At 43.6% G+C, this 17,741-nt stretch carries 20 protein-coding genes, 1 tRNA gene and 2 riboswitches; of the genes, 10 read left to right on the plus strand and 11 right to left on the minus strand.

What is annotated here, in order from left to right:
- Window positions 1–63 precede the first annotated feature (63 nt).
- From serS to NSS82_RS00755, 5 genes are all read left to right on the plus strand, one after another.
- Window positions 64–1,350 (plus strand): serine--tRNA ligase, encoded by a 1,287-nt coding sequence (serS, locus tag NSS82_RS00735; protein WP_076100088.1) that lies wholly within the window; start codon window positions 64–66, stop codon window positions 1,348–1,350.
- 67 nt (window positions 1,351–1,417) lie between these two features.
- Window positions 1,418–1,506, plus strand: a tRNA-Ser gene (locus tag NSS82_RS00740).
- 146 nt (window positions 1,507–1,652) lie between these two features.
- The gene (locus tag NSS82_RS00745; protein ID WP_036679977.1) at window positions 1,653–1,994 is read left to right on the plus strand and encodes a hypothetical protein; all 342 of its coding nucleotides are present in this window, start codon (window positions 1,653–1,655) and stop codon (window positions 1,992–1,994) included.
- Between the two features lie 11 nt (window positions 1,995–2,005).
- On the plus strand, window positions 2,006–2,158 hold the full coding sequence (locus tag NSS82_RS00750) for a small acid-soluble spore protein P (RefSeq protein ID WP_036679976.1): 153 nt from the start codon (window positions 2,006–2,008) through the stop codon (window positions 2,156–2,158).
- A 105-nt stretch (window positions 2,159–2,263) separates the two neighbouring features.
- Entirely contained in the window at window positions 2,264–3,355 is a 1,092-nt protein-coding gene (locus NSS82_RS00755) for a hypothetical protein (protein ID WP_038568046.1), read from the plus strand.
- Between the two features lie 105 nt (window positions 3,356–3,460).
- Here NSS82_RS00755 and NSS82_RS00760 read toward each other — a convergent pair whose 3' ends face one another.
- Window positions 3,461–4,030: a GNAT family N-acetyltransferase gene (locus NSS82_RS00760; RefSeq protein WP_036679973.1), complete on the minus strand. Its 570-nt coding sequence runs from the start codon at window positions 4,028–4,030 to the stop codon at window positions 3,461–3,463.
- Window positions 4,031–4,552 carry a tRNA adenosine(34) deaminase TadA gene (tadA, locus tag NSS82_RS00765; protein WP_051491099.1) on the minus strand — a complete coding sequence of 174 codons (522 nt, stop codon included), beginning with the start codon at window positions 4,550–4,552 and terminating at the stop codon, window positions 4,031–4,033.
- 304 nt (window positions 4,553–4,856) lie between these two features.
- On the opposite strand from tadA, the gene NSS82_RS00770 reads away from it, so the two are divergent.
- Together NSS82_RS00770 and rluF are read left to right on the plus strand one after the other, a co-directional pair.
- Complete coding sequence (locus NSS82_RS00770; RefSeq protein WP_076106040.1) at window positions 4,857–7,184, plus strand: sensor histidine kinase; 2,328 nt, start codon at window positions 4,857–4,859, stop codon at window positions 7,182–7,184.
- Window positions 7,174–7,875, plus strand: coding sequence for a 23S rRNA pseudouridine(2604) synthase RluF (gene rluF / locus NSS82_RS00775; RefSeq protein ID WP_036679985.1), 702 nt, complete (start codon window positions 7,174–7,176; stop codon window positions 7,873–7,875). The genes NSS82_RS00770 and rluF overlap by 11 nt, the downstream gene beginning before the upstream one ends.
- Before the next feature lie 112 nt (window positions 7,876–7,987).
- Here rluF and motB read toward each other — a convergent pair whose 3' ends face one another.
- A complete protein-coding gene (gene motB / locus NSS82_RS00780) occupies window positions 7,988–8,803 on the minus strand; it encodes a flagellar motor protein MotB (protein ID WP_036679969.1) in 816 nt (271 codons plus the stop codon).
- Window positions 8,787–9,587 (minus strand): flagellar motor stator protein MotA, encoded by an 801-nt coding sequence (motA, locus tag NSS82_RS00785; RefSeq protein ID WP_036679967.1) that lies wholly within the window; start codon window positions 9,585–9,587, stop codon window positions 8,787–8,789. The genes motB and motA overlap by 17 nt, the downstream gene beginning before the upstream one ends.
- A gap of 206 nt (window positions 9,588–9,793) precedes the next feature.
- Between motA and NSS82_RS00790 the strand changes: the two genes are divergently transcribed.
- Together NSS82_RS00790 and NSS82_RS00795 are read left to right on the plus strand one after the other, a co-directional pair.
- Window positions 9,794–10,087 (plus strand): hypothetical protein, encoded by a 294-nt coding sequence (locus NSS82_RS00790; protein WP_036679966.1) that lies wholly within the window; start codon window positions 9,794–9,796, stop codon window positions 10,085–10,087.
- A gap of 228 nt (window positions 10,088–10,315) precedes the next feature.
- Entirely contained in the window at window positions 10,316–10,603 is a 288-nt protein-coding gene (locus NSS82_RS00795; protein ID WP_036679964.1) for a 4a-hydroxytetrahydrobiopterin dehydratase, read from the plus strand.
- A gap of 81 nt (window positions 10,604–10,684) precedes the next feature.
- Here NSS82_RS00795 and NSS82_RS00800 read toward each other — a convergent pair whose 3' ends face one another.
- The 6 genes from NSS82_RS00800 to NSS82_RS00825 form a co-directional block, all read right to left on the minus strand.
- A complete protein-coding gene (locus NSS82_RS00800) occupies window positions 10,685–11,041 on the minus strand; it encodes a c-type cytochrome (RefSeq protein ID WP_036679962.1) in 357 nt (118 codons plus the stop codon).
- 127 nt (window positions 11,042–11,168) lie between these two features.
- On the minus strand, window positions 11,169–11,654 hold the full coding sequence (locus NSS82_RS00805) for a GNAT family N-acetyltransferase (RefSeq protein WP_036679960.1): 486 nt from the start codon (window positions 11,652–11,654) through the stop codon (window positions 11,169–11,171).
- A gap of 189 nt (window positions 11,655–11,843) precedes the next feature.
- Entirely contained in the window at window positions 11,844–12,335 is a 492-nt protein-coding gene (locus NSS82_RS00810) for a C40 family peptidase (protein WP_036679958.1), read from the minus strand.
- Window positions 12,336–12,340: 5 nt separating this feature from the next.
- A riboswitch (cyclic di-AMP (ydaO/yuaA leader) is annotated at window positions 12,341–12,483 on the minus strand.
- Window positions 12,484–12,845: 362 nt separating this feature from the next.
- The gene (locus tag NSS82_RS00815; RefSeq protein ID WP_052097401.1) at window positions 12,846–13,274 is read right to left on the minus strand and encodes a C40 family peptidase; all 429 of its coding nucleotides are present in this window, start codon (window positions 13,272–13,274) and stop codon (window positions 12,846–12,848) included.
- A gap of 57 nt (window positions 13,275–13,331) precedes the next feature.
- Window positions 13,332–13,470: riboswitch (cyclic di-AMP (ydaO/yuaA leader) on the minus strand.
- 217 nt (window positions 13,471–13,687) lie between these two features.
- The gene (locus NSS82_RS00820) at window positions 13,688–14,518 is read right to left on the minus strand and encodes a hypothetical protein (protein ID WP_036679984.1); all 831 of its coding nucleotides are present in this window, start codon (window positions 14,516–14,518) and stop codon (window positions 13,688–13,690) included.
- A gap of 11 nt (window positions 14,519–14,529) precedes the next feature.
- Window positions 14,530–16,536: a M1 family metallopeptidase gene (locus tag NSS82_RS00825; RefSeq protein WP_076273391.1), complete on the minus strand. Its 2,007-nt coding sequence runs from the start codon at window positions 16,534–16,536 to the stop codon at window positions 14,530–14,532.
- A gap of 103 nt (window positions 16,537–16,639) precedes the next feature.
- On the opposite strand from NSS82_RS00825, the gene NSS82_RS00830 reads away from it, so the two are divergent.
- Entirely contained in the window at window positions 16,640–17,146 is a 507-nt protein-coding gene (locus NSS82_RS00830) for a YwhD family protein (protein ID WP_036679953.1), read from the plus strand.
- 79 nt (window positions 17,147–17,225) lie between these two features.
- On the opposite strand, the gene NSS82_RS00835 is transcribed toward NSS82_RS00830, so the two are convergent.
- Window positions 17,226–17,699, minus strand: a complete 474-nt coding sequence (locus NSS82_RS00835; RefSeq protein ID WP_076100082.1) for an AbrB/MazE/SpoVT family DNA-binding domain-containing protein — start codon at window positions 17,697–17,699, stop codon at window positions 17,226–17,228.
- Window positions 17,700–17,741 lie beyond the last annotated feature (42 nt).

A 17,741-nucleotide genomic window follows, 5' to 3' on the forward strand; every position in this document is an offset into this window, starting at 1 on the left:
ACTCTTTCAAAGCTGTAATCAGCATTTTGAAAGAGTTTAGGCTGTTTTCAGGAGGGAAACATTGTGTTAGATGTAAAAATACTACGTAGTGATTACGCAAGAGTGGAAGAGGCTTTAGAAAAACGGGGCAAATCGCTGGACTTAATTGCTGATTTTCCACAACTTGATTTGCGTCGACGTGAATTACTGCAAGAAACCGAAGGTCTTAAGAACCGTCGTAATACAGTTTCGGGTGAAGTAGCGAAAAAGAAAAAGAACGGCGAGCCAGCAGATGATCTAATTACAGAAATGCGTACAGTATCTGACCGAATTAAAGAGCTTGATGACGAAGTACGTGAACTGGAAGCTCAGATTGCTGATCTTACTATGAATATCCCTAATATTCCTCATGATTCAGTTCCAGTAGGGAAGTCTGAGGATGATAACGTTGAATTACGCCGCTGGTCGGAGCCCAAAGAGTTCGGATTCACTCCGAAATCACATTGGGAGCTTGCGCAGCAGCTTGATATTATTGATTTCGAAGCTGCAGCAAAGGTTACAGGATCCCGGTTTGTTTTCTATAAAGGACTTGGAGCACGTCTAGAACGGGCGCTGATTAACTTTATGATGGATCTTCACAGTGGTGAGCATAACTATGAGGAAATGCTGCCGCCTTACATTGTGAACAAAGACAGCCTGTATGGTACAGGACAACTGCCTAAATTCGAAGAGGATCTGTTCAAGCTGCGGGATACCGAATACTATTTGATTCCTACAGCTGAAGTACCTGTAACGAACTACTATCGCGAAGAGATTTTGACGGCAGCTGACCTGCCTAAATACCATGTAGCTTACAGCTCTTGTTTCCGTTCTGAGGCGGGCTCGGCGGGCCGTGATACTCGCGGTTTGATTCGCCAGCATCAATTCAACAAGGTAGAGTTGGTGAAGCTCACCACCCCTGAATCCTCCTATGAGGAATTAGAAAAAATGACAGCAGACGCTGAACGTGTGCTGCAGCTGTTAGGACTGCCTTATCGTGTACTTGGGTTATGTACGGCTGATATGGGCTTTACATCGGCTAAGACGTACGATTTGGAAGTGTGGTTGCCTGAGAGTGGGATGTACCGTGAGATCTCCTCTTGCTCAAATACAGAAGACTTCCAAGCACGCCGGGCAAATATTCGTTTCCGTAAGGATCCAAAATCGAAGCCTGAATTTGTTCATACGCTGAACGGCTCTGCTTTGGCTGTTGGACGTACGGTTGCTGCAATTCTTGAGAATTATCAGCAAGAGGATGGCAGTGTTCTGATTCCAGAATGCCTACAACCTTATATGCGCAATGTAAAATCGATACAACCAAAAACTATTTAAAGATATAGTTGCTTTTTCTTTGCATTGTATGGTACAATCCTAATGCATGTGAAATTTAAATGCATTTGGAGAGGTACCGAAGCGGTCATAACGGGGCGGTCTTGAAAACCGTTAGGGTGCAAGCCCACATGGGTTCGAATCCCATCCTCTCCGCCATTCCTTTATGAACTTAAAGAATAATTAGATAGAAACCGTTCCCTCTGGGGGACGGTTTTTTTGTTTTGTTTGGTAGACCTAGTTCTATTGAGAATAAAAAGCTTCATTTCTCCGCAATGTATTAGAGAAGGAGGATGATCATAATCATGGATAGATCATTAGAAGTTGATCAGCATAAGCTTGTCTCAGCCTGGCAGGAGCGTTTGCCGGCGTTGATGGATGATGGGGATAGTTTCAGTGTGCTGGCAGATAATGGGGATCCGAATAGCTTGCTGATTCATTTTAATGCGGCAGGTCATCAAGGCTATTCACTGGATTTTCGCTGCAAGTATGTAGATAGCAGAGAAGTGGCAGTGGATCTGCTGGATGTGGAACAGAGCGGTCTCCATATTGATGAGCGTAGTGATGCCGTACAGCAGTTGGCACAGCAATACTCACGGCAAATTCATGAATGTGCTCAGGCTCTTCAGAACTTGACCAATCCTTAGGAGGAATGAAAATGTCGAAACCAAAAAGTATCCCTGTTCCTGGGGCAGAGCCAACAAGTGGTGAGCGGAGAAAAGACCATGCTCCTTCAGGTCCAGAACCGCTTTCAGGTTCTAAAAAGGTGAAACAAGCGAACCATGTTGACCACCATAATCCACAAGGTTAACAAATAAAAACGTTAAGAATTTTAAAGAAGTGTTTCTTGATTTTTACAAATGGTTTATCATAGGAGGGGGAGAGATTTCTTTTACAATGGGAGAGGAGAACAATAATGAACAAAAAGTGGGGTTTGTCGGCCGCTGCATTGCTGCTTACAGCAGCAGTAATTCTGCCGGGATGTGCAAGTAAACAGGAGGCGCCAAAAGAGGCCTTAAAATCAGCCGCTACTAAAGCGACTACAATGTCATCTTATGAGATGAAGAGTAAATTCACGATCAACGATCTTACGATCGAGACTTCTGACGCTGAATCTGCTGCAATGACTACACAGGTACTTAGTATGCTTAAGAATGCTGATATTACCATTGATGGGGTATATCAAGCTGAGCCAATGCAGACAGAACTAACTATGGTTCTGAATCTGAAAGGCGATATGAGCATGAGCTTTAATGTTCCTATGGTAATGACTGCCGAGAAGTTGTATGTTAAGATTCCATCTATTCCTTTCGTACCGATTCCTGAGACGATCCTCAATAAGTTTGTAGAGGTTGATCTGAAGGCGTTGGCAGAGCAGGAGGGTGCAGAATTTAACCCAAGTACGATGGATACTCAAAAAATGCAGAAGCTGTCTAATGAAGTGGTGGACACTGTCCTAGCTGAATATGACGAAGAAAAATATTTTAACGAGATTGATCCCAAAGATGCTAATTTACCAGAAGGTGTGGAAGCTAAACAAGTCGTTCAGTTCCAAGTGACTAACGATAATGTTAAAGAAGCAATCACTATCTTGGTGAATAACGCCCTGCCTAAAATCATTGATATCGTAAGCAAGGAAGAATACAAGGATATGCTGCAGATTAAAGATGCAGATCTAGCTAAGGCTAAAGAAGAACTGACATCAGGTGAAGCTAGAACTGAATTGGATAAGGGCTTAGCTGATCTTGATAAGTACCTTACCATCAACCAGTTCCACTATAATACTGCGATCGATAAAGATGGATACGCTGTGTATCAGGATTTATTGATGGATGTTAAAGTAAATGATCCGGAAGATGGCACAAAAGTGGCCTTCTCAGTAAATGGAACGGGCCAATACAGTAAAATCAACGAGAAGCCGGTATTCAAGATTGGTATCCCTCAAGGTGATGATGTAATTACAATGGATCAACTTGGAGAAGAATTCGGTGGTATGGGAACTTATTAATCCCAGTTAGCAAGATTAAGACCCGCATGATGCGTATATTATACGCCCATGCGGGTCTTTTTTTAGGAAAAAAAGTAGCACTCATTCCTGCGACAATGCAGAATCTTATTTCCGTTCCTCAGTCAGCACATCTTCGGTTAAGATTGCGTAGGTTTGGTGATCCTGCCACTGTCCATTTATTTTAAGATACTGACGGGCGATCCCTTCAGGTTTGAACCCACTCTTCTCCAGGACTCTTCGGGAAGCTTCATTATGCAATAAAATAGCTGCTTGAACTCTATGTAGACCTAAGGCCCGGAACGCATAGCCGAGGACTAATCCGACTGCTGCTGTCATATAACCTTGTCCTTGCATCCGATGATCCATTAAATATCCTAAATCAGCATATTGTGCTATACCTCGTGAGACGTTGGACAATGTGATCTGTCCGATTAGCTGTCCATCCAGCAGATAAATGCCGAACATATAAGCTCTGTCCTGTAGGGCGTCCTCAATACGCTGATTGATGATCTGTTGTTGACTCTCCAGGGTAAAGAAGTGCTCATCACGTTTTGGCTCAAACGGTTCATGGGTTACCCGGTTATTTAAACGAAGCTCCAGCAGGCTCTGTGCATCCTTAAGCTCAAGTGGAGAAATATAGATGCCTTGAGAGGTATGATATAGAGTAAGGGTCATTTAGGAGTCCTCCTTTTGTTTTATTGGCTTTTTACGTAAACGGCGAAAGAAGGAGGTGAGTAGATCTGCACATTCTTCTTGTAAAACACCCTGTATTACCTCAGTTCTATGATTAAATCGCGGCTCTTCAAGCAAGTTCATGAGGGTGCCGGCACATCCAGCTTTAGGGTCAGGCGTTCCATATACCGTGAGAGGCACTCTGGACTGCACTATTGCTCCTGCACACATCGGACAAGGTTCTAGGGTGACGTACAGCTGGCAATCCAGCAGACGCCAAGAATTTATGACATTGCTGGCCTCACGAATGGCTACCATCTCAGCATGGGCTGTCGAATCCATTGTCGTTTCTCGTAAATTGTATCCACGTCCTATAATTTCACCATGTCGAACAATGACAGCGCCAATAGGAACCTCACCTAATGCCTCAGCTTTACGTGCTTCTGCGATCGCCTGCCTCATCCAATATTCATGAACCGCTTGTATATCTTCTGGCGATTCACTGGCTTTAATATTCAAGATCATCTTCCCTTCTTCTATAACCATTGTACAACGAACAAATATTCGTTCTTAACAAAATGTGCATAACTCTGTGGATAACAGCCTACTTATACACATTTTTGTACACACCGGACTTTAATAATTTGTTTATATGTGCATAAGATGTGGATGGTTTCTTATATATTGTAGAGAAACACCTTTTGAATTTCAATATTTGGTGAATTAATAGGCTTGTTTTAAATGTCCTTTTCAAATGAGGGGGCAAAAGGTATGATGTTTATTATAGGCTCCGCAAGGATTTACCAGTGGATAAGAGGTGAATAACAGTTTGTCCATAAAGACAAAACTATCTGCTATTATTTTTGGAGCGGTACTGCTAATTTTAGCATTGAATCTGACATTTAACCTTTATGCCGCTCAGAATAATCTAAGAAATGAAAACGTAAATAATATGCAGATCACCGCTATGCAAATGGCTGTTTCTGTAGAACAAAGTAACTATAGCTCTAACTATGTAGAATATCAAATCGCGCATAACTTAAGAATGGCTGCCATCTTTGCCTCTAAGGAATTGGGTCCGGATTATAAGAATATAACCAACGTTCAACTAAAGGCCCTAACTTCCAAGTTGGGCGTGTCTAATATTTCAATTCTGGTAAAGACTGATAATGATATCGTGGTGACAAGGGCATCAAATCCGATTGATATTGGAATGTCCACTCAAGGTTGGGGTTACTGGTACCTTGCCCTTTTGGAGTTATTTGATAATCAGGAAGTCACTGTGGGACAAGGTCAGGCATTGGATCATTTTTGGTCAGGCCCATTTGAATATTCAACCTACAATCCCGATTTCATTGAGAAGTGGGGTTATTATCATGATGAAGCAAGTAACTACATCATTAATCCTGTTATTCTCAATACTGCGGCTAGTGAATATGTCAAAATCACCAATCCCGATCAAATTGTAGAGCGAACCAAAGAAGTTAATCCAGGGATTTTAGAGCTTACAGGATTTAATCCAACAACATTTGGTTTAGCGAGTATGGCGGGCGATGGAAGCGATGCATTTAAAAAGAAACTTGGCAACCGCCCAATTAAGTTCGGTACCTATACTTATGGTAATGTGGAGCAAGATAAAGCGGCCATTCTATTAGCTCAGCAGAAGCAGAAGCCAGTTACACTGGAGACGAGGGTACATGGGAAAAGAGTGCTCAAAAGCTTCATTCCTATTCAGAATCCTAAAATGGAGCCTTACGTAATCGGTGTAGTTTTGGATTATTCTGTGATTTCATCCGTAGTTCATGAACAATTAGCCAATTATTTGACTACGTCTCTGTTGTTGCTGGCATTATTTTTGCTATGTAGTTACATACTTTCAGGTTTTATTACTCGTCCAATTCAGGCTATACTTGCCAAAGTCAATGATGTAGCGCGAGGTAAGTTCGAACCTCCATTAAAGGTAACCTCTCGTGATGAGTTAGGTCAATTAGCCTTGCGGATTAACGCTATGACTTCTCATCTTATGCAACGCACCAATCGTCTCAAGCAGACGCTAGAAGAGAACCGGGCGGTTAAGGAACATTTGGAATCCGTAATTAACGGTACGTCTGATGCGATTCATACGTTGGATATGGAGGGACGAATCACTAGCACTAACAGGGCCTTTGAGGAGCTGTATGGATGGAGTGCAACAGAAGTGATAGGCAATATGCCATATCTTGTACCCGCGACAGCGCTTAAGCAAGAGGAAGAGCGGCTTGACGCGTTAAGAAATGGTGCAGTTCTGCCGCCGATCGAGACAGTGAGACTTAAACGGGACGGATCATTAGTTGAGGTTAGCGTTAGTACCTCGATAATTCGAGATGAAGAGGGTTACCCCCATTCCTTTATTCACGTTTCTCGTGATATGACGGAACGCAATCGAATGGAGGAGCTGCTTAGACGCTCTGAGAAACTAACTACAGTCGGCCAATTGGCCGCAGGAGTAGCTCATGAGATTCGTAACCCTCTTACCACATTAAAAGGATTTCTACAGCTTCAACAGGAGAAGGAGCTCTTGGTTCCGCTTCATGTAGAGCTGATGTTATCCGAGCTGGAGCGGATTAATCTTATTGTCAGTGAATTTTTAATCCTGGCTAAGCCGCAAGCCGTTCATTTTCAGGAAAAAGATCTTCGCTACATATTAGGTGATGTAGTTTCTCTATTGGATAGTCTGGCTCATCTACATGATATTCAATTTAGTACGAAATTCTCTGAACAACCTGCTACTGTACATTGTGAAGAGAACCAGCTGAAGCAGGTATTCATTAATATTGTTAAAAATGCAATTGAGGCTATGCCTGAGGGTGGCGTCATTTCAATGGAACTGTGGAACTCTGTGGATTGCGTCTTTATAGTAATCAAAGATCAGGGTGAAGGGATTCCAGAGGACGTGCTGCCTAAGCTGGGTGAACCGTTCTTCACGAATAAGGAATCGGGGACTGGTCTTGGGTTAATGATTAGCCAGCGTATTATTCAGGCTCATAAGGGTCATTTGGAAATACAAAGTGAAGTTGGCCGGGGGACAACCGTTATGATTAAGCTGCCTGCAGCTGGAGGGGGTACACCTTGGCTTAACATTAAGGATGAACGGAGTGAAGAACAACGTGAGAATTAATAAATTCATCAGTGAGACAGGGTACTGTTCACGCCGAGAAGCAGACAAGCTTGTGGATGCCGGCAGAGTTACGATCAACGGAGAGCCTGCTGTGCTGGGCAGTCAGGCTGTTCCGGGCGATGATGTGCGAATAGATGGTATAGCGCTTGAAACCTCAAGCCAGACGGTCTACATTGCTCTAAACAAGCCGGTAGGGATTACATCAACCACAGAACAGCATATCAAGGGGAATATTGTCGATTTTGTAGGTCATCATGAGCGTATATTCCCGATTGGTCGTCTCGATAAGGATTCGGAAGGATTAATCCTGCTTACCAATGATGGCGACATCGTTAATAAAATTTTGCGGGCGGAAGGCCGGCATGAAAAAGAATACGTGGTTACCGTGGACAGACCCATTACGCCTTCTTTTATTACCGGCATGTCCAGCGGTGTGAAAATATTAGGCGAGAAGACGCTGCCCTGTGAGGTAACGCGTATTACGGAGCGTGTCTTCCGTATTATTTTGACAGAGGGCAAAAATCGCCAGATTCGTCGTATGTGCAGCGCTTTTGGGTATGAGGTTCGAAAGCTGCAACGCATTCGGATTATGAATATTCGCCTGGGGGCATTGCAAACGGGAGAATGGCGTGAGCTGTCTGCTGATGAGAAGAAAGAGCTTGGAGCTACGCTGAACTACGAGTTACTGTAGGAGTGTCATTACAATAATACAGTTCCATATAGAATGTAGTACTGCAACAAAAAAAGAGCTGTCCGGGGTCTAAGACCTTTGGACAGCTCTTTTTATTACCTTACGAAATCACTTATTCAGCAGAGGGAACAATCCCTGTAAACTCTTTGGTTTCTTGATATTTTCGAATAATGGAAACCTCTACCCGGCGATTCTTGCTTCGACCGGTAGCTGTGTCATTATCGGAAATAGGATGATACTCGCCGTATCCAATCGCACTAAATTTGCGTGGATTTAAATTCGTGTTCTGCAGCAAAATCTTCATGAACTGAAGTGCCCGATCCGCACTCAGATCCCAGTTGGATGAATAGTTGCTATTAGAAATCGGAATATCGTCGGTGTGCCCCTGCACTACTACATCATAATCCGGGAATTGCTGCAGCATCGTTGAGATGGATTTAGCTAATTGCCGCGAATCATCCTTAACAATGGCTTGGCCAGAAGCGAACAATGCGTTATCACTGATCGTAATCATTAGCTGAGATTGATTAAGCTTCGTACTGAGCAGATCAGTTAGGCCGTTGCTCTTAATATATTGATCGAATTGTTTCTTAAGCTTCTCTAAATCCTCTTGTTCCTTTTGTCGTAGCTTTGCCATTTCTGCTTCTTCAGCTTTCTTGGAAGTAGAGCTACCCATCTTATCATTTTTCCCTAGATCTTCTTGAGTCTTACTAGGCATTGCTGCCCGCTCTTCAAGAATACCTGTACCGCCATTAAGTGCGGAACTGAAGGCCTGACTCATCTCTTCAAATTTCTTGGCATCCGTTGCACTCATAGAATACATAACGATGAACAGAGCCACCAGAAGAGTCATGAGGTCGGAGTATGGTAACAGCCACGATTCATCGGCATGTTCTTCATGCTCTTCGTGTCTAGTCTTTTTGCTCACCTGATCCACCGTCCTTCTCATTTAACTTAACGCGTTGCGAAGGTGTTAGGAATACAGCAAGCTTCTGATTGATGGCAATAGTAGATACACCGGACTGTATGGACAAAAGACCTTCGACCATCATCATTCGAACTTCGATTTCTTGTTTGGAGAGACGTTTCAGCTTATTAGCAATAGGATGCCATAATACGTAACCTGTAAAGATACCAAGCAATGTGGCGATGAAGGCAGCCCCGATTGCCGCAGCCAGTTTGTTCATATCACTCATATCAGCCAGAGCGGCGATGAGACCGATAACCGCCCCGAGCACCCCGAGGGTAGGAGCATACATACCTGCCTGTGAGAAAATGAGGGCTCCTGCTTTATGTCTATCCTCTGTGGCGTGGATATCCTCCATGAGGACATCGCGGACAAAATCCTGATCATTTCCATCAATAATCATCCGCATGCCGTTTCTGAGGAAGTTATCTTCTATTTCATCGACCTTTGATTCTAGAGCCAACAGACCTTCACGCCGTGTGATAGAAGCCCATTCCATGAACATAGTGATTAATTCGGGTTTACTGATTAATTTCTTTTTGATAAAAATCATTTTGAACAGACTTGGAATCTTTTTGACCTCGTTGAAAGGAAAGGCCATGAAAATAGAAGCTGCCGTACCCACCAAGATAATAACGTAAGCAGCGGGTGTGGCCAAAGCATGAAGTGGAGCGTGCTTGAGGATCATGCCCCAGATTACAGCAACCAAACCAAAAATTAAACCAATTATTGTTGAAATTTCCATTTTGCACCTCGTCCGTGAGATTTAAGATGTGTTCCGACAATGCCGCGTATATCATCCTTGAAACAGCGGCAGGGCACTCTGTGCGAAACCGAATTAACGTATATTCTTATTTATCGACATCATTCGGTTTTTTGTGAAGTCATTTTTTCGGCTATAATGGATAAGGTAAGTAATTATTCATCTGTGAAGAAAACGGAGTGATATACGTGGGTGTAAAGCATGGTAGAGATTACGGTGAAATTCTAACCGATTTGACCGAAGCCGTCGGACGAATTTCCGATGGATATTTATTTTTTGAGATGGATCCGGACGAGTGGCAGGAACTACCCCAAGAATCAAAGCTGGAGGTATGGGAAGCATTGGCTGAGGATCTTTTCTTCGCGCTGGGTAATGAACCTATGATTGAAGTGGGGAGCGGCGTAATTATTTACGATAAGGACACTCACCGCATTAATATTTTAGTTGGCGAAGAGGATTTGGCTTCAGTAGTTTTGATTTAGGCAGAGGAGACGTCTGGACTTAATTTGCCCGTAGTTAGTAGCCCGTGTTAAAATTGATAAAGCCGAGTTATAATCGCTGGGATTTGTGAATACATTTAATCGAAAATATCGCCTTTATCCTGGCACATCCCTTGGACCTCAGAAGCTAAGGGATGTTTTGTTTAACGCCTAAGACAAGTAAAGGGAACTACGCACTTTACTGCAATTTTTTGTAAGGGAGGAAACGAATTGTTATTTACGGAAGAGGAACTGCGTGAGGAGATCACCAAGCTGGAGGGCTGGAAACTGGAAGATAATGTTATGGTGCGAAAATATATGTTCAGCCAATATATGAAGGGCATTGCGTTCGTTGATGAAGTAGCCACGATTTCAGAAGCCTTCGATCACCATCCACATATTACGATTGATTATAAAACAGTTACCCTGCGCCTGAAATCTAATGAAGAAGATGGGATTACAGCTCTAGATCTTCGAGAGGCGCATGAATTTAATGAAGCCTTTGAAAAAAATCATTAGTTTAGCCAAAATCATAAAATAAACGCCCGTGCACAGATAGTCACCTATCTCATACACGGGCGTTTTTGGTTGCTTGGCTGGTTACTTTTTCTCTGAGAGCCAGAGTGCGACGTTGGCGATCTCTTCAGGAGCTAGCTTCTCCTTAAAGGAAGGCATTTGGCCACGTCCTTTGGTGACGATGCTGTAGATTTCCTCAGCGTCATGCTGACCGCCTTCATTCTGAAGACTTGGTCCAACTCCACCTTGAAGCTGATCGCCGTGACAGGTGATACAGCTGGCTTTCACGGTTGCTTCTGCCTTTGCCGCGTCCAGTTGAACTACCGGCATCGTGGGCTTATTTTCTTCTGCTACCTCTTCTTTACCCGGAAGTGTAAACATGAGTACTACCGCAAAGGCACAGGCGGCAAAAAACAAACCGCTCATGATCCATTTCTGCATCCCAATTCGTCCCTTCTATGTAAGCTGCTCCCTACATTATAGCTTATGGTGAAGCGTTATCATAGGGTTTGTGACAAAAAAATGAACGAGAATACAATCATTCTTATGAAATATCTGGTATTTAATATCATTTGTCATAGACCATGCAATAAAAAGGTTTGTCTCCTGTAGGTGTGCGGCGTTCATACGTATCTGTAATCGTAAATCCACATTTTTGATAAGTTCGAATGGCGCGTTGGTTCCAGGTCAGGACTTCCAGATCTATCTCACGATCAGGATAACGATTCAAGGCTGTCTGGACGATGGCATCTACGAATAGTTTGCCTAAACCATGGCCGCATAGATCGGGGCGCATCCCAACTCCTAAACGGACGACTCCTTCCATCGGGAACAACTGTGCGAATCCGCACAAAACCTCATTTTCATTTAATATGGAGATATATTGTTCCTCCCGGAGCTGCGGATCACCAAACTCGATGCCAAGAGCCTGCATCTGCTCCCACGGCATCCAGCCATAAATATTATATGGGGGCGTATAGCTCCACTTACAAATAGCTTCTCCGTGAATTGCCTCCATAGGAACAACATGAAAAGTTACCGAGGGATTTATCATAAGGTCAACGATCTCCTTTCACGAGGACATTGCTATATTACTAATTATATACAAAATGGGGGAGGTTCGACTCAGAAACTTTATATGAGGGGGAATGTTTTACAAATTATGAGAGGGGTAAATAAGTAATAAGACAAAAAAACAAGCTCTCCTCCAAGAGTACCTTGGAAAAGAGCCTATGTACGTTATTTATTGCACATCATCATTGTCTTCCGATTCAGCAGCAACCGATTGGTAAGCGTCTGTGCTCATAATGCGCTTGGCACCAACGTAGCGTTTCACGTAGTAGCTATCACTCAGAGAGCTAATCGTAACACCGCGTGAGGTAGAAGCGTGTGCGAACTTACCTTCACCGACATAAATGCCGACATGGGAGACACCTTTGCCACTTGTATTGAAGAATACAAGATCTCCGGCTCTTATATCATCACGGGAGATTGCTGTGCCCATTTGATATTGGGAACCTGATTGGTGTGGAAGGTTAATGCCAATCTTATCAAACACATACATTGTAAATCCGGAGCAATCAAATCCGTTAGTGGATATACCGCCGGATACGTATTTAGTACCGATGGCCTTGTCAATCACTTTATCCATTTTGGAATCTGCGAAAGCGCTTCCTGCTCCGATGGTGAGGATGATGGAAAAGCTTAGTACTGCTGCTGCTAACTTCTTCTTCAAAAGTGTATACCCCTTCCAAATGCCTACGAGGTTAGCTTAAGGGTTCGGTTGAAGGTCCCCTATGACCCCTCTATATAATGGAGGTCAATTCACCCAAAGTTGGTTCCCCCGTTTTCCTAATAGTTAGGAAACTCGGCTCATACTGTTGATTAGGATTAGCTTGTAATCAATACATGACAAAACCTTTGTAAATAACAACTTAATGATTACAAAAATGTTACTAAAATCTCACTGCGCTAATTGTAACAAACAGAAAGCCGCTTGGCAATCGTTTTTAACATATTAATGCAGAAAAATTGGCATTTTTACGGTAGAAAGGCATATGTAAGCGTTAATAATGACCTAATTTTTAATATAATTGCAATTTTTATCAAATAAACGTGTTTCAATTGGGCTCTAATAGTGTAAAAATATATTATGGAATAAAGAAAAACCCGAATTTGATTACGGGCATAATCAGATTCAGGTTCATATAGTTGTAATTGTGAGGTTATAGTTGTGAGGAAGGTTTCAATCGAAGGCTACAGCTTGATAAGCTGAAGTACTCATTACTCTTTTAGCGCCAACATAACGATTGGCCCAGTAGGCCTGACTGAGTGAAGTGATGGTCACTCCACGCGAAGAGGACGATTGTGCGAATTTTCCGTTTCCAACATAAATGCCGACATGGGATACTCCATTGCCAAGTGTGTTAAAGAACACTAGATCACCAGAACGCAGATTGCTTTTGGATACAGCAGTTCCAACGCTATATTGAGCTTTTGATGTACGAGGTAAAGTAAGACCCACATTCTTGAATACATACTTTGTAAATCCAGAGCAATCAAATCCGGCAGTGCTTGTACCTCCGGTTTTATAGGCAACTCCAATAGTCTTTGAGATTACAGAGTCCATTTTAGAGTCGGCAAAGGCGCTTCCTCCACCAATAGATAATGCCATTACAAGTCCTAGCGCCGCAGCGACGCATTTTTTTCTTAAATTATGTCTTTTCAAAAGATGTACTCCTTCCAAGGCCTGCGAGGTTAGCTTAAGGGTTCGGTAGAAGATTCCCTATGATCCCTGTAAAGCGAGATCAATTCACCCAAAATATGGTTCCCCCACTTCCCGGTGCAAAGGAATTAGGCGTGTTAAGCACCAGAGAATGACGTTTCGACAGTTACACTTACGATAAATACATTTAGTTATGTAGGAATCGTTTCAATTGATTACAAAATTGTTACTAATAGCACAGGACTTATTGTAACAGAGCTTTTACGATTTTGCAAATACTCTTAAGTTATCCGTAATGAGAAAAAGTCCCAGCTCCTGAATACAGGAATTGGGACCTTTTTATTATGTCAAATAAGGTTGATTTATTGTGGAAATGCTTTGCTACGCCATAGATGATATTGTGCAGAGATTCCCCACATTTTTAAGAGCGTAGAAGGTAGTGGTGAGATTTGCCGTATTATAAGTGCCGGTAGGCCGGGACAGAACAGACCCGTCAGTCCGCACACTAGCAGTAAGAGCAGGCCTCCCGCCCCAAGTACAATGGAAACACCTATAGCAGGAATCAGTGACCGCAAGCAGATGATCAGTGAGGAGAACATTCCTGTACCGCCGGTGTAACCAAACTGCATATATAGAAGAAACAGGCGCACGATAAAAATATATATAAGCCATGCCAATACGTATGGTACTAAATGAAGTAACAAAGCGTAGTTAAACAAAGAGGATAAGAACAGCCCGTACATTTTTGGAGCAAGCCAGTAAAGCGGCAGCAGGGTCAGCACCCATTCGATTAGGCTAAAGACTAAGACAGGTAGTCCATAGATCTTCATGCCAGGGAAAAAGAACAGTCCACGCTCGCCCTTTCGCTCCTGGTGGAGCTCATGCAGCAATCCTGCCCTTATGAAAGGGGAAAGCAGAAGTCGCAAGACAACAAGCGCCAGAAGCATCCATAACCAAGTGCGTATCGCAGGGTCCGTATTCAAGCTGAACTGTCCCTCGATATAATACAACAGTCTGCCCATACCGCTGCCTCCGGCGTCTTTATCCGGATAGCGCAGTAGAATTGGAATAATAGCAGATCGGATGAAACCATACATAAAGTAGCCCCAGAGCAGTCGGTAGATGAAGAGCAGAATTAAAATATAAAATTGCTCCTTCATGCTTTGCCAGCCGCGGGTTATCGATGTTCTCACAATCATTCACCTCACCAGACAAGAGTTCCGAGCACGGTTTCAAGTAGTTTAGTTACACTTAATGTCCAGCGAGAGAGCGTCTTGGGCTCTATTTCCGCCAGCCTAAAGTTGTTTAGATGTTTGCTCTCCAATAAGATGGAATGTTCAGGGTCAATCTCAGCAGAGAGAAGAGGCTTATCGCTTAACAATTGAAACGTAGTCTCTACTCCTTCACCGTTCCAGACCCGCTGCACCGAAGAGCTGTCGGCGAATGTGAATTTCACGGGAACATCAACGTAATGGCTCCCTTTGTTTGAAATCTTCACTAATGATTCGTAGCTTGGAGCATCGCCGCTGTTATTTTTTTTAAAAGTAATCGTATCTACTGAGAAGTCAGGCGCTCCATCACCATAAATGTAATCATCGAAATAGGCCTGCCATGATTTTTTGGTTACCTTCTCAACGACTTTCTGAAAATCTGACGTAGCAGGATGCTGGAAACGGAACTTACGAGCGTAGGAGGACATGATGTTGTTCATTGCTTTGGTACCTACCTGGCGTTCGATATCTTTAAGTACAAGCTTGCCGCGGATATAAACATTTCGGCTATAGGAATCCGCCCCTGCATATTTCCACGTTTCCAGATTTAACGGCTCAGGTATAGTCACCAGGCTGGCCTGTAAAGGCAAATTAGACTTGATACCGTATTCTTGCTCCATAAGTCTGTCTTCGGCATAGGAAGTGAAGCTTTCATCCAGCCAGGCTTCCTCGAATTCATTACTGGCTACCATACCGTAGAAGTATTGATGGCCGATTTCATGAATGACGGTTCTTTCAAGTGAGGTATCTGGAGAAGAATCCGCGGCCCCAAAGGCTGTAATAAGGGTAGGGTATTCCATTCCTCCAGCACCGTTGCCCTCCTTAGGTGGGACGACAATAGACAGCGTAGAGTAGGGATAAGGACCATACCATTTGCTGAAGTAGGTCAGGGCAGCCTTGGCAGCCTGAAGGTAACGCTCTTTTAAATCTTTGTGTAGTGGGTCGAGATACACCTTAATTCGTACTCCAGGCACCTCCGGCGTAGAGAAGGCTTCCTCAGCTACTGTAAAATCAGGGGAAGCGGCCCAAGCGAAATCGTGGACATCATCGGCGTAGAACTGATATATTTTCTGATCTTGTTTGAGCTTGGCATTTTTTACAGGAAATCCGGTCGCTGCCACCGTATAGTTGGAAGGAACGGCAATCGTTACATTAAAGATGCCAAAATCACTGTAAAACTCAGAAGTCCCGTGATACTGATGCAGGTCCCAGCCTTCTTCTTTAACTCCGCGTGTGCCCTTAGGCTCGTATACACTAAGCTTAGGAAACCATTGCCCAGCCATAACGAAGTTACCTGAAGCACCCATGCGAGCAAAGATTTTGGGCAGCTGGACTTCATACTGAAGCTTAAGTGTTACACTTTCCCCACCATTAACAGGCTGAGGAAGATGTACCTTTAGGAGCGTCTTATCGTTGATATTGCCGTCATCAGGTTGGACATATTGCACTCTTTGCATTAGCGAAGTTCCTTCTGTCGTGCGCAGATCGGTCAGCGTCATATTTCCGAAGCCATTCTCAGGCATACTGTCGCCTCTGAGCGTCCCCCCGGATTCCTTCATAAAGGTGGTATCTGATGAGGCAAATGCATTTGGATACATGTGAAAATATAAATCACTTACTGGCTTTACTCCGGGGTGTGTCCAGGTTACTGTCTCAGAAGCTTTTAAGGTTTCTGTGTCAGGAACAAGCTGGACATCAATGTGATACTCGACTACCCGCTGGCTTAAAGCCTCCTCTGCCGGGACGGGCGCGCTCTCAGGCAATACCTGCTGTGGTACGGCTGCAGGCGCTGTGCCGCTGGAGGACTTGGCCTCTTTTGAAGCAAAGCTAGTAACAGAAGCTGTAGAGCTATCCCCTGAAAAGGCCCATATTCCTCCTCCCAGCAGCGCGAGGATGGCCAGGGTCGCAAAGATGATGTACTTTAATGATAGTGACTTCATAGTGTGATTCCTCCCGTGACAAGCATCTACGGGATGTATATGTTTGCAATCGCCGCATTATTAGCTAAAATTAAATTATTCGTAAGAGGAAGGGTGTGCACTCGTGGACAACATACAACCGGAGGGCAAGAAACAGATTGCCTTAAATATTGTGAACGCTAAAAGTAAACATAAAGGCTTTGGAGCAGGCTCTATAGATCTCAACAACGTTTCACCTGTCATTATTGATGGTGATGTGGCGGTTATTGATATCGGTGCCATGCATGCCAAGAGCAAAGTGGAAAAAGGAATTAAATTTTCCATGAATCGTGAAGATGTACCGAATGGAAGACAGGTTTGGGTGGTATGGGTAGCGGTAGACCGTACATTGGAAGCTCAATTTTATGGTGGAATCACAGCCTGTGAAATGTGGATTGATACAGAAGCGCGCCGCGGATGGAAAATTCTTGCCGAGCATGTCAATAAGCTGGATGCAGCTCTTAAACGCAAGATCGATGTGGCAGGGCTTGGAGCCATTGAGAAGTCGGCGCTCAAATCCCTTCTGATCTCTCATAATGAAGCATGGTGGAATGCATCCTCAGATGAGCTTAAAGCTGCACTGACTGAATAGTATAGGAGCCTCCAGAAGGGTTATCCGATATAGAAAAAGCTTCGACCTCCGGAAATAGGAGCGTCGAAGCTTTTTTAATTTATGATTTGCTTGTGCTGCTAAGCTTGCGTTTGAGCTGACTCACTCTCGCTTGGCTAATACCGAGGATTTCTGCAAGCTCTTTTTGGTTGGCATAGGGATGATCTTCAATAGCTTGTTCCAGGCGTTGGCACATTTCCTCTGTCTTTGACTTTCGGATACTGGTGTTTTGCTCCGATGCCTCAACAACAAAATCTTCACGTGACTCTGGCAATTGAGACATGCGTTCAGGATCGACAATTTCTTTTAGACAGTTGCTACAAATAAACTGCTCTTTATAGTAGGTGACATGGTCGTGGCTTCTGCAAAATGTACACTCTGTCGAGGTGTACTTCCTAAGGACGATGATTTTTTCGTCTAAAACAAAAAATTCGATAGGATCACCAATGTCGATATTACGCGTCATACGGATTTCTGCGGGAACCACAATTCTCCCAAGACTGTCTAAACTCCGGATCATGCCTGTATCCTTCATCCCATGTCCCTCATTTACATCATTATATTTTGGTTTCTAATA

It is taken from the genome of Paenibacillus sp. FSL H7-0735 (assembly GCF_038008505.1).
GTDB lineage: Bacteria > Bacillota > Bacilli > Paenibacillales > Paenibacillaceae > Paenibacillus_AQ > Paenibacillus_AQ odorifer.

What these genes read in the sequence shown, in the direction of transcription:
- NSS82_RS00815 (WP_052097401.1), bottom strand. Translation starts at nt 13,274, where the DNA reads ATGGCATTATCTATTGGTGGAGGAAGCGCCTTTGCCGACTCTAAAATG.
- NSS82_RS00745 (WP_036679977.1), top strand. Translation starts at nt 1,653, where the DNA reads ATGGATAGATCATTAGAAGTTGATCAGCATAAGCTTGTCTCAGCCTGG.
- NSS82_RS00755 (WP_038568046.1), top strand. Translation starts at nt 2,264, where the DNA reads ATGAACAAAAAGTGGGGTTTGTCGGCCGCTGCATTGCTGCTTACAGCA.
- NSS82_RS00760 (WP_036679973.1), bottom strand. Translation starts at nt 4,030, where the DNA reads ATGACCCTTACTCTATATCATACCTCTCAAGGCATCTATATTTCTCCA.
- tadA (WP_051491099.1), bottom strand. Translation starts at nt 4,552, where the DNA reads ATGATCTTGAATATTAAAGCCAGTGAATCGCCAGAAGATATACAAGCG.
- NSS82_RS00835 (WP_076100082.1), bottom strand. Translation starts at nt 17,699, where the DNA reads ATGAAGGATACAGGCATGATCCGGAGTTTAGACAGTCTTGGGAGAATT.
- NSS82_RS00800 (WP_036679962.1), bottom strand. Translation starts at nt 11,041, where the DNA reads ATGCAGAAATGGATCATGAGCGGTTTGTTTTTTGCCGCCTGTGCCTTT.
- NSS82_RS00825 (WP_076273391.1), bottom strand. Translation starts at nt 16,536, where the DNA reads ATGAAGTCACTATCATTAAAGTACATCATCTTTGCGACCCTGGCCATC.
- NSS82_RS00750 (WP_036679976.1), top strand. Translation starts at nt 2,006, where the DNA reads ATGTCGAAACCAAAAAGTATCCCTGTTCCTGGGGCAGAGCCAACAAGT.
- motA (WP_036679967.1), bottom strand. Translation starts at nt 9,587, where the DNA reads ATGGAAATTTCAACAATAATTGGTTTAATTTTTGGTTTGGTTGCTGTA.
- NSS82_RS00805 (WP_036679960.1), bottom strand. Translation starts at nt 11,654, where the DNA reads ATGATAAATCCCTCGGTAACTTTTCATGTTGTTCCTATGGAGGCAATT.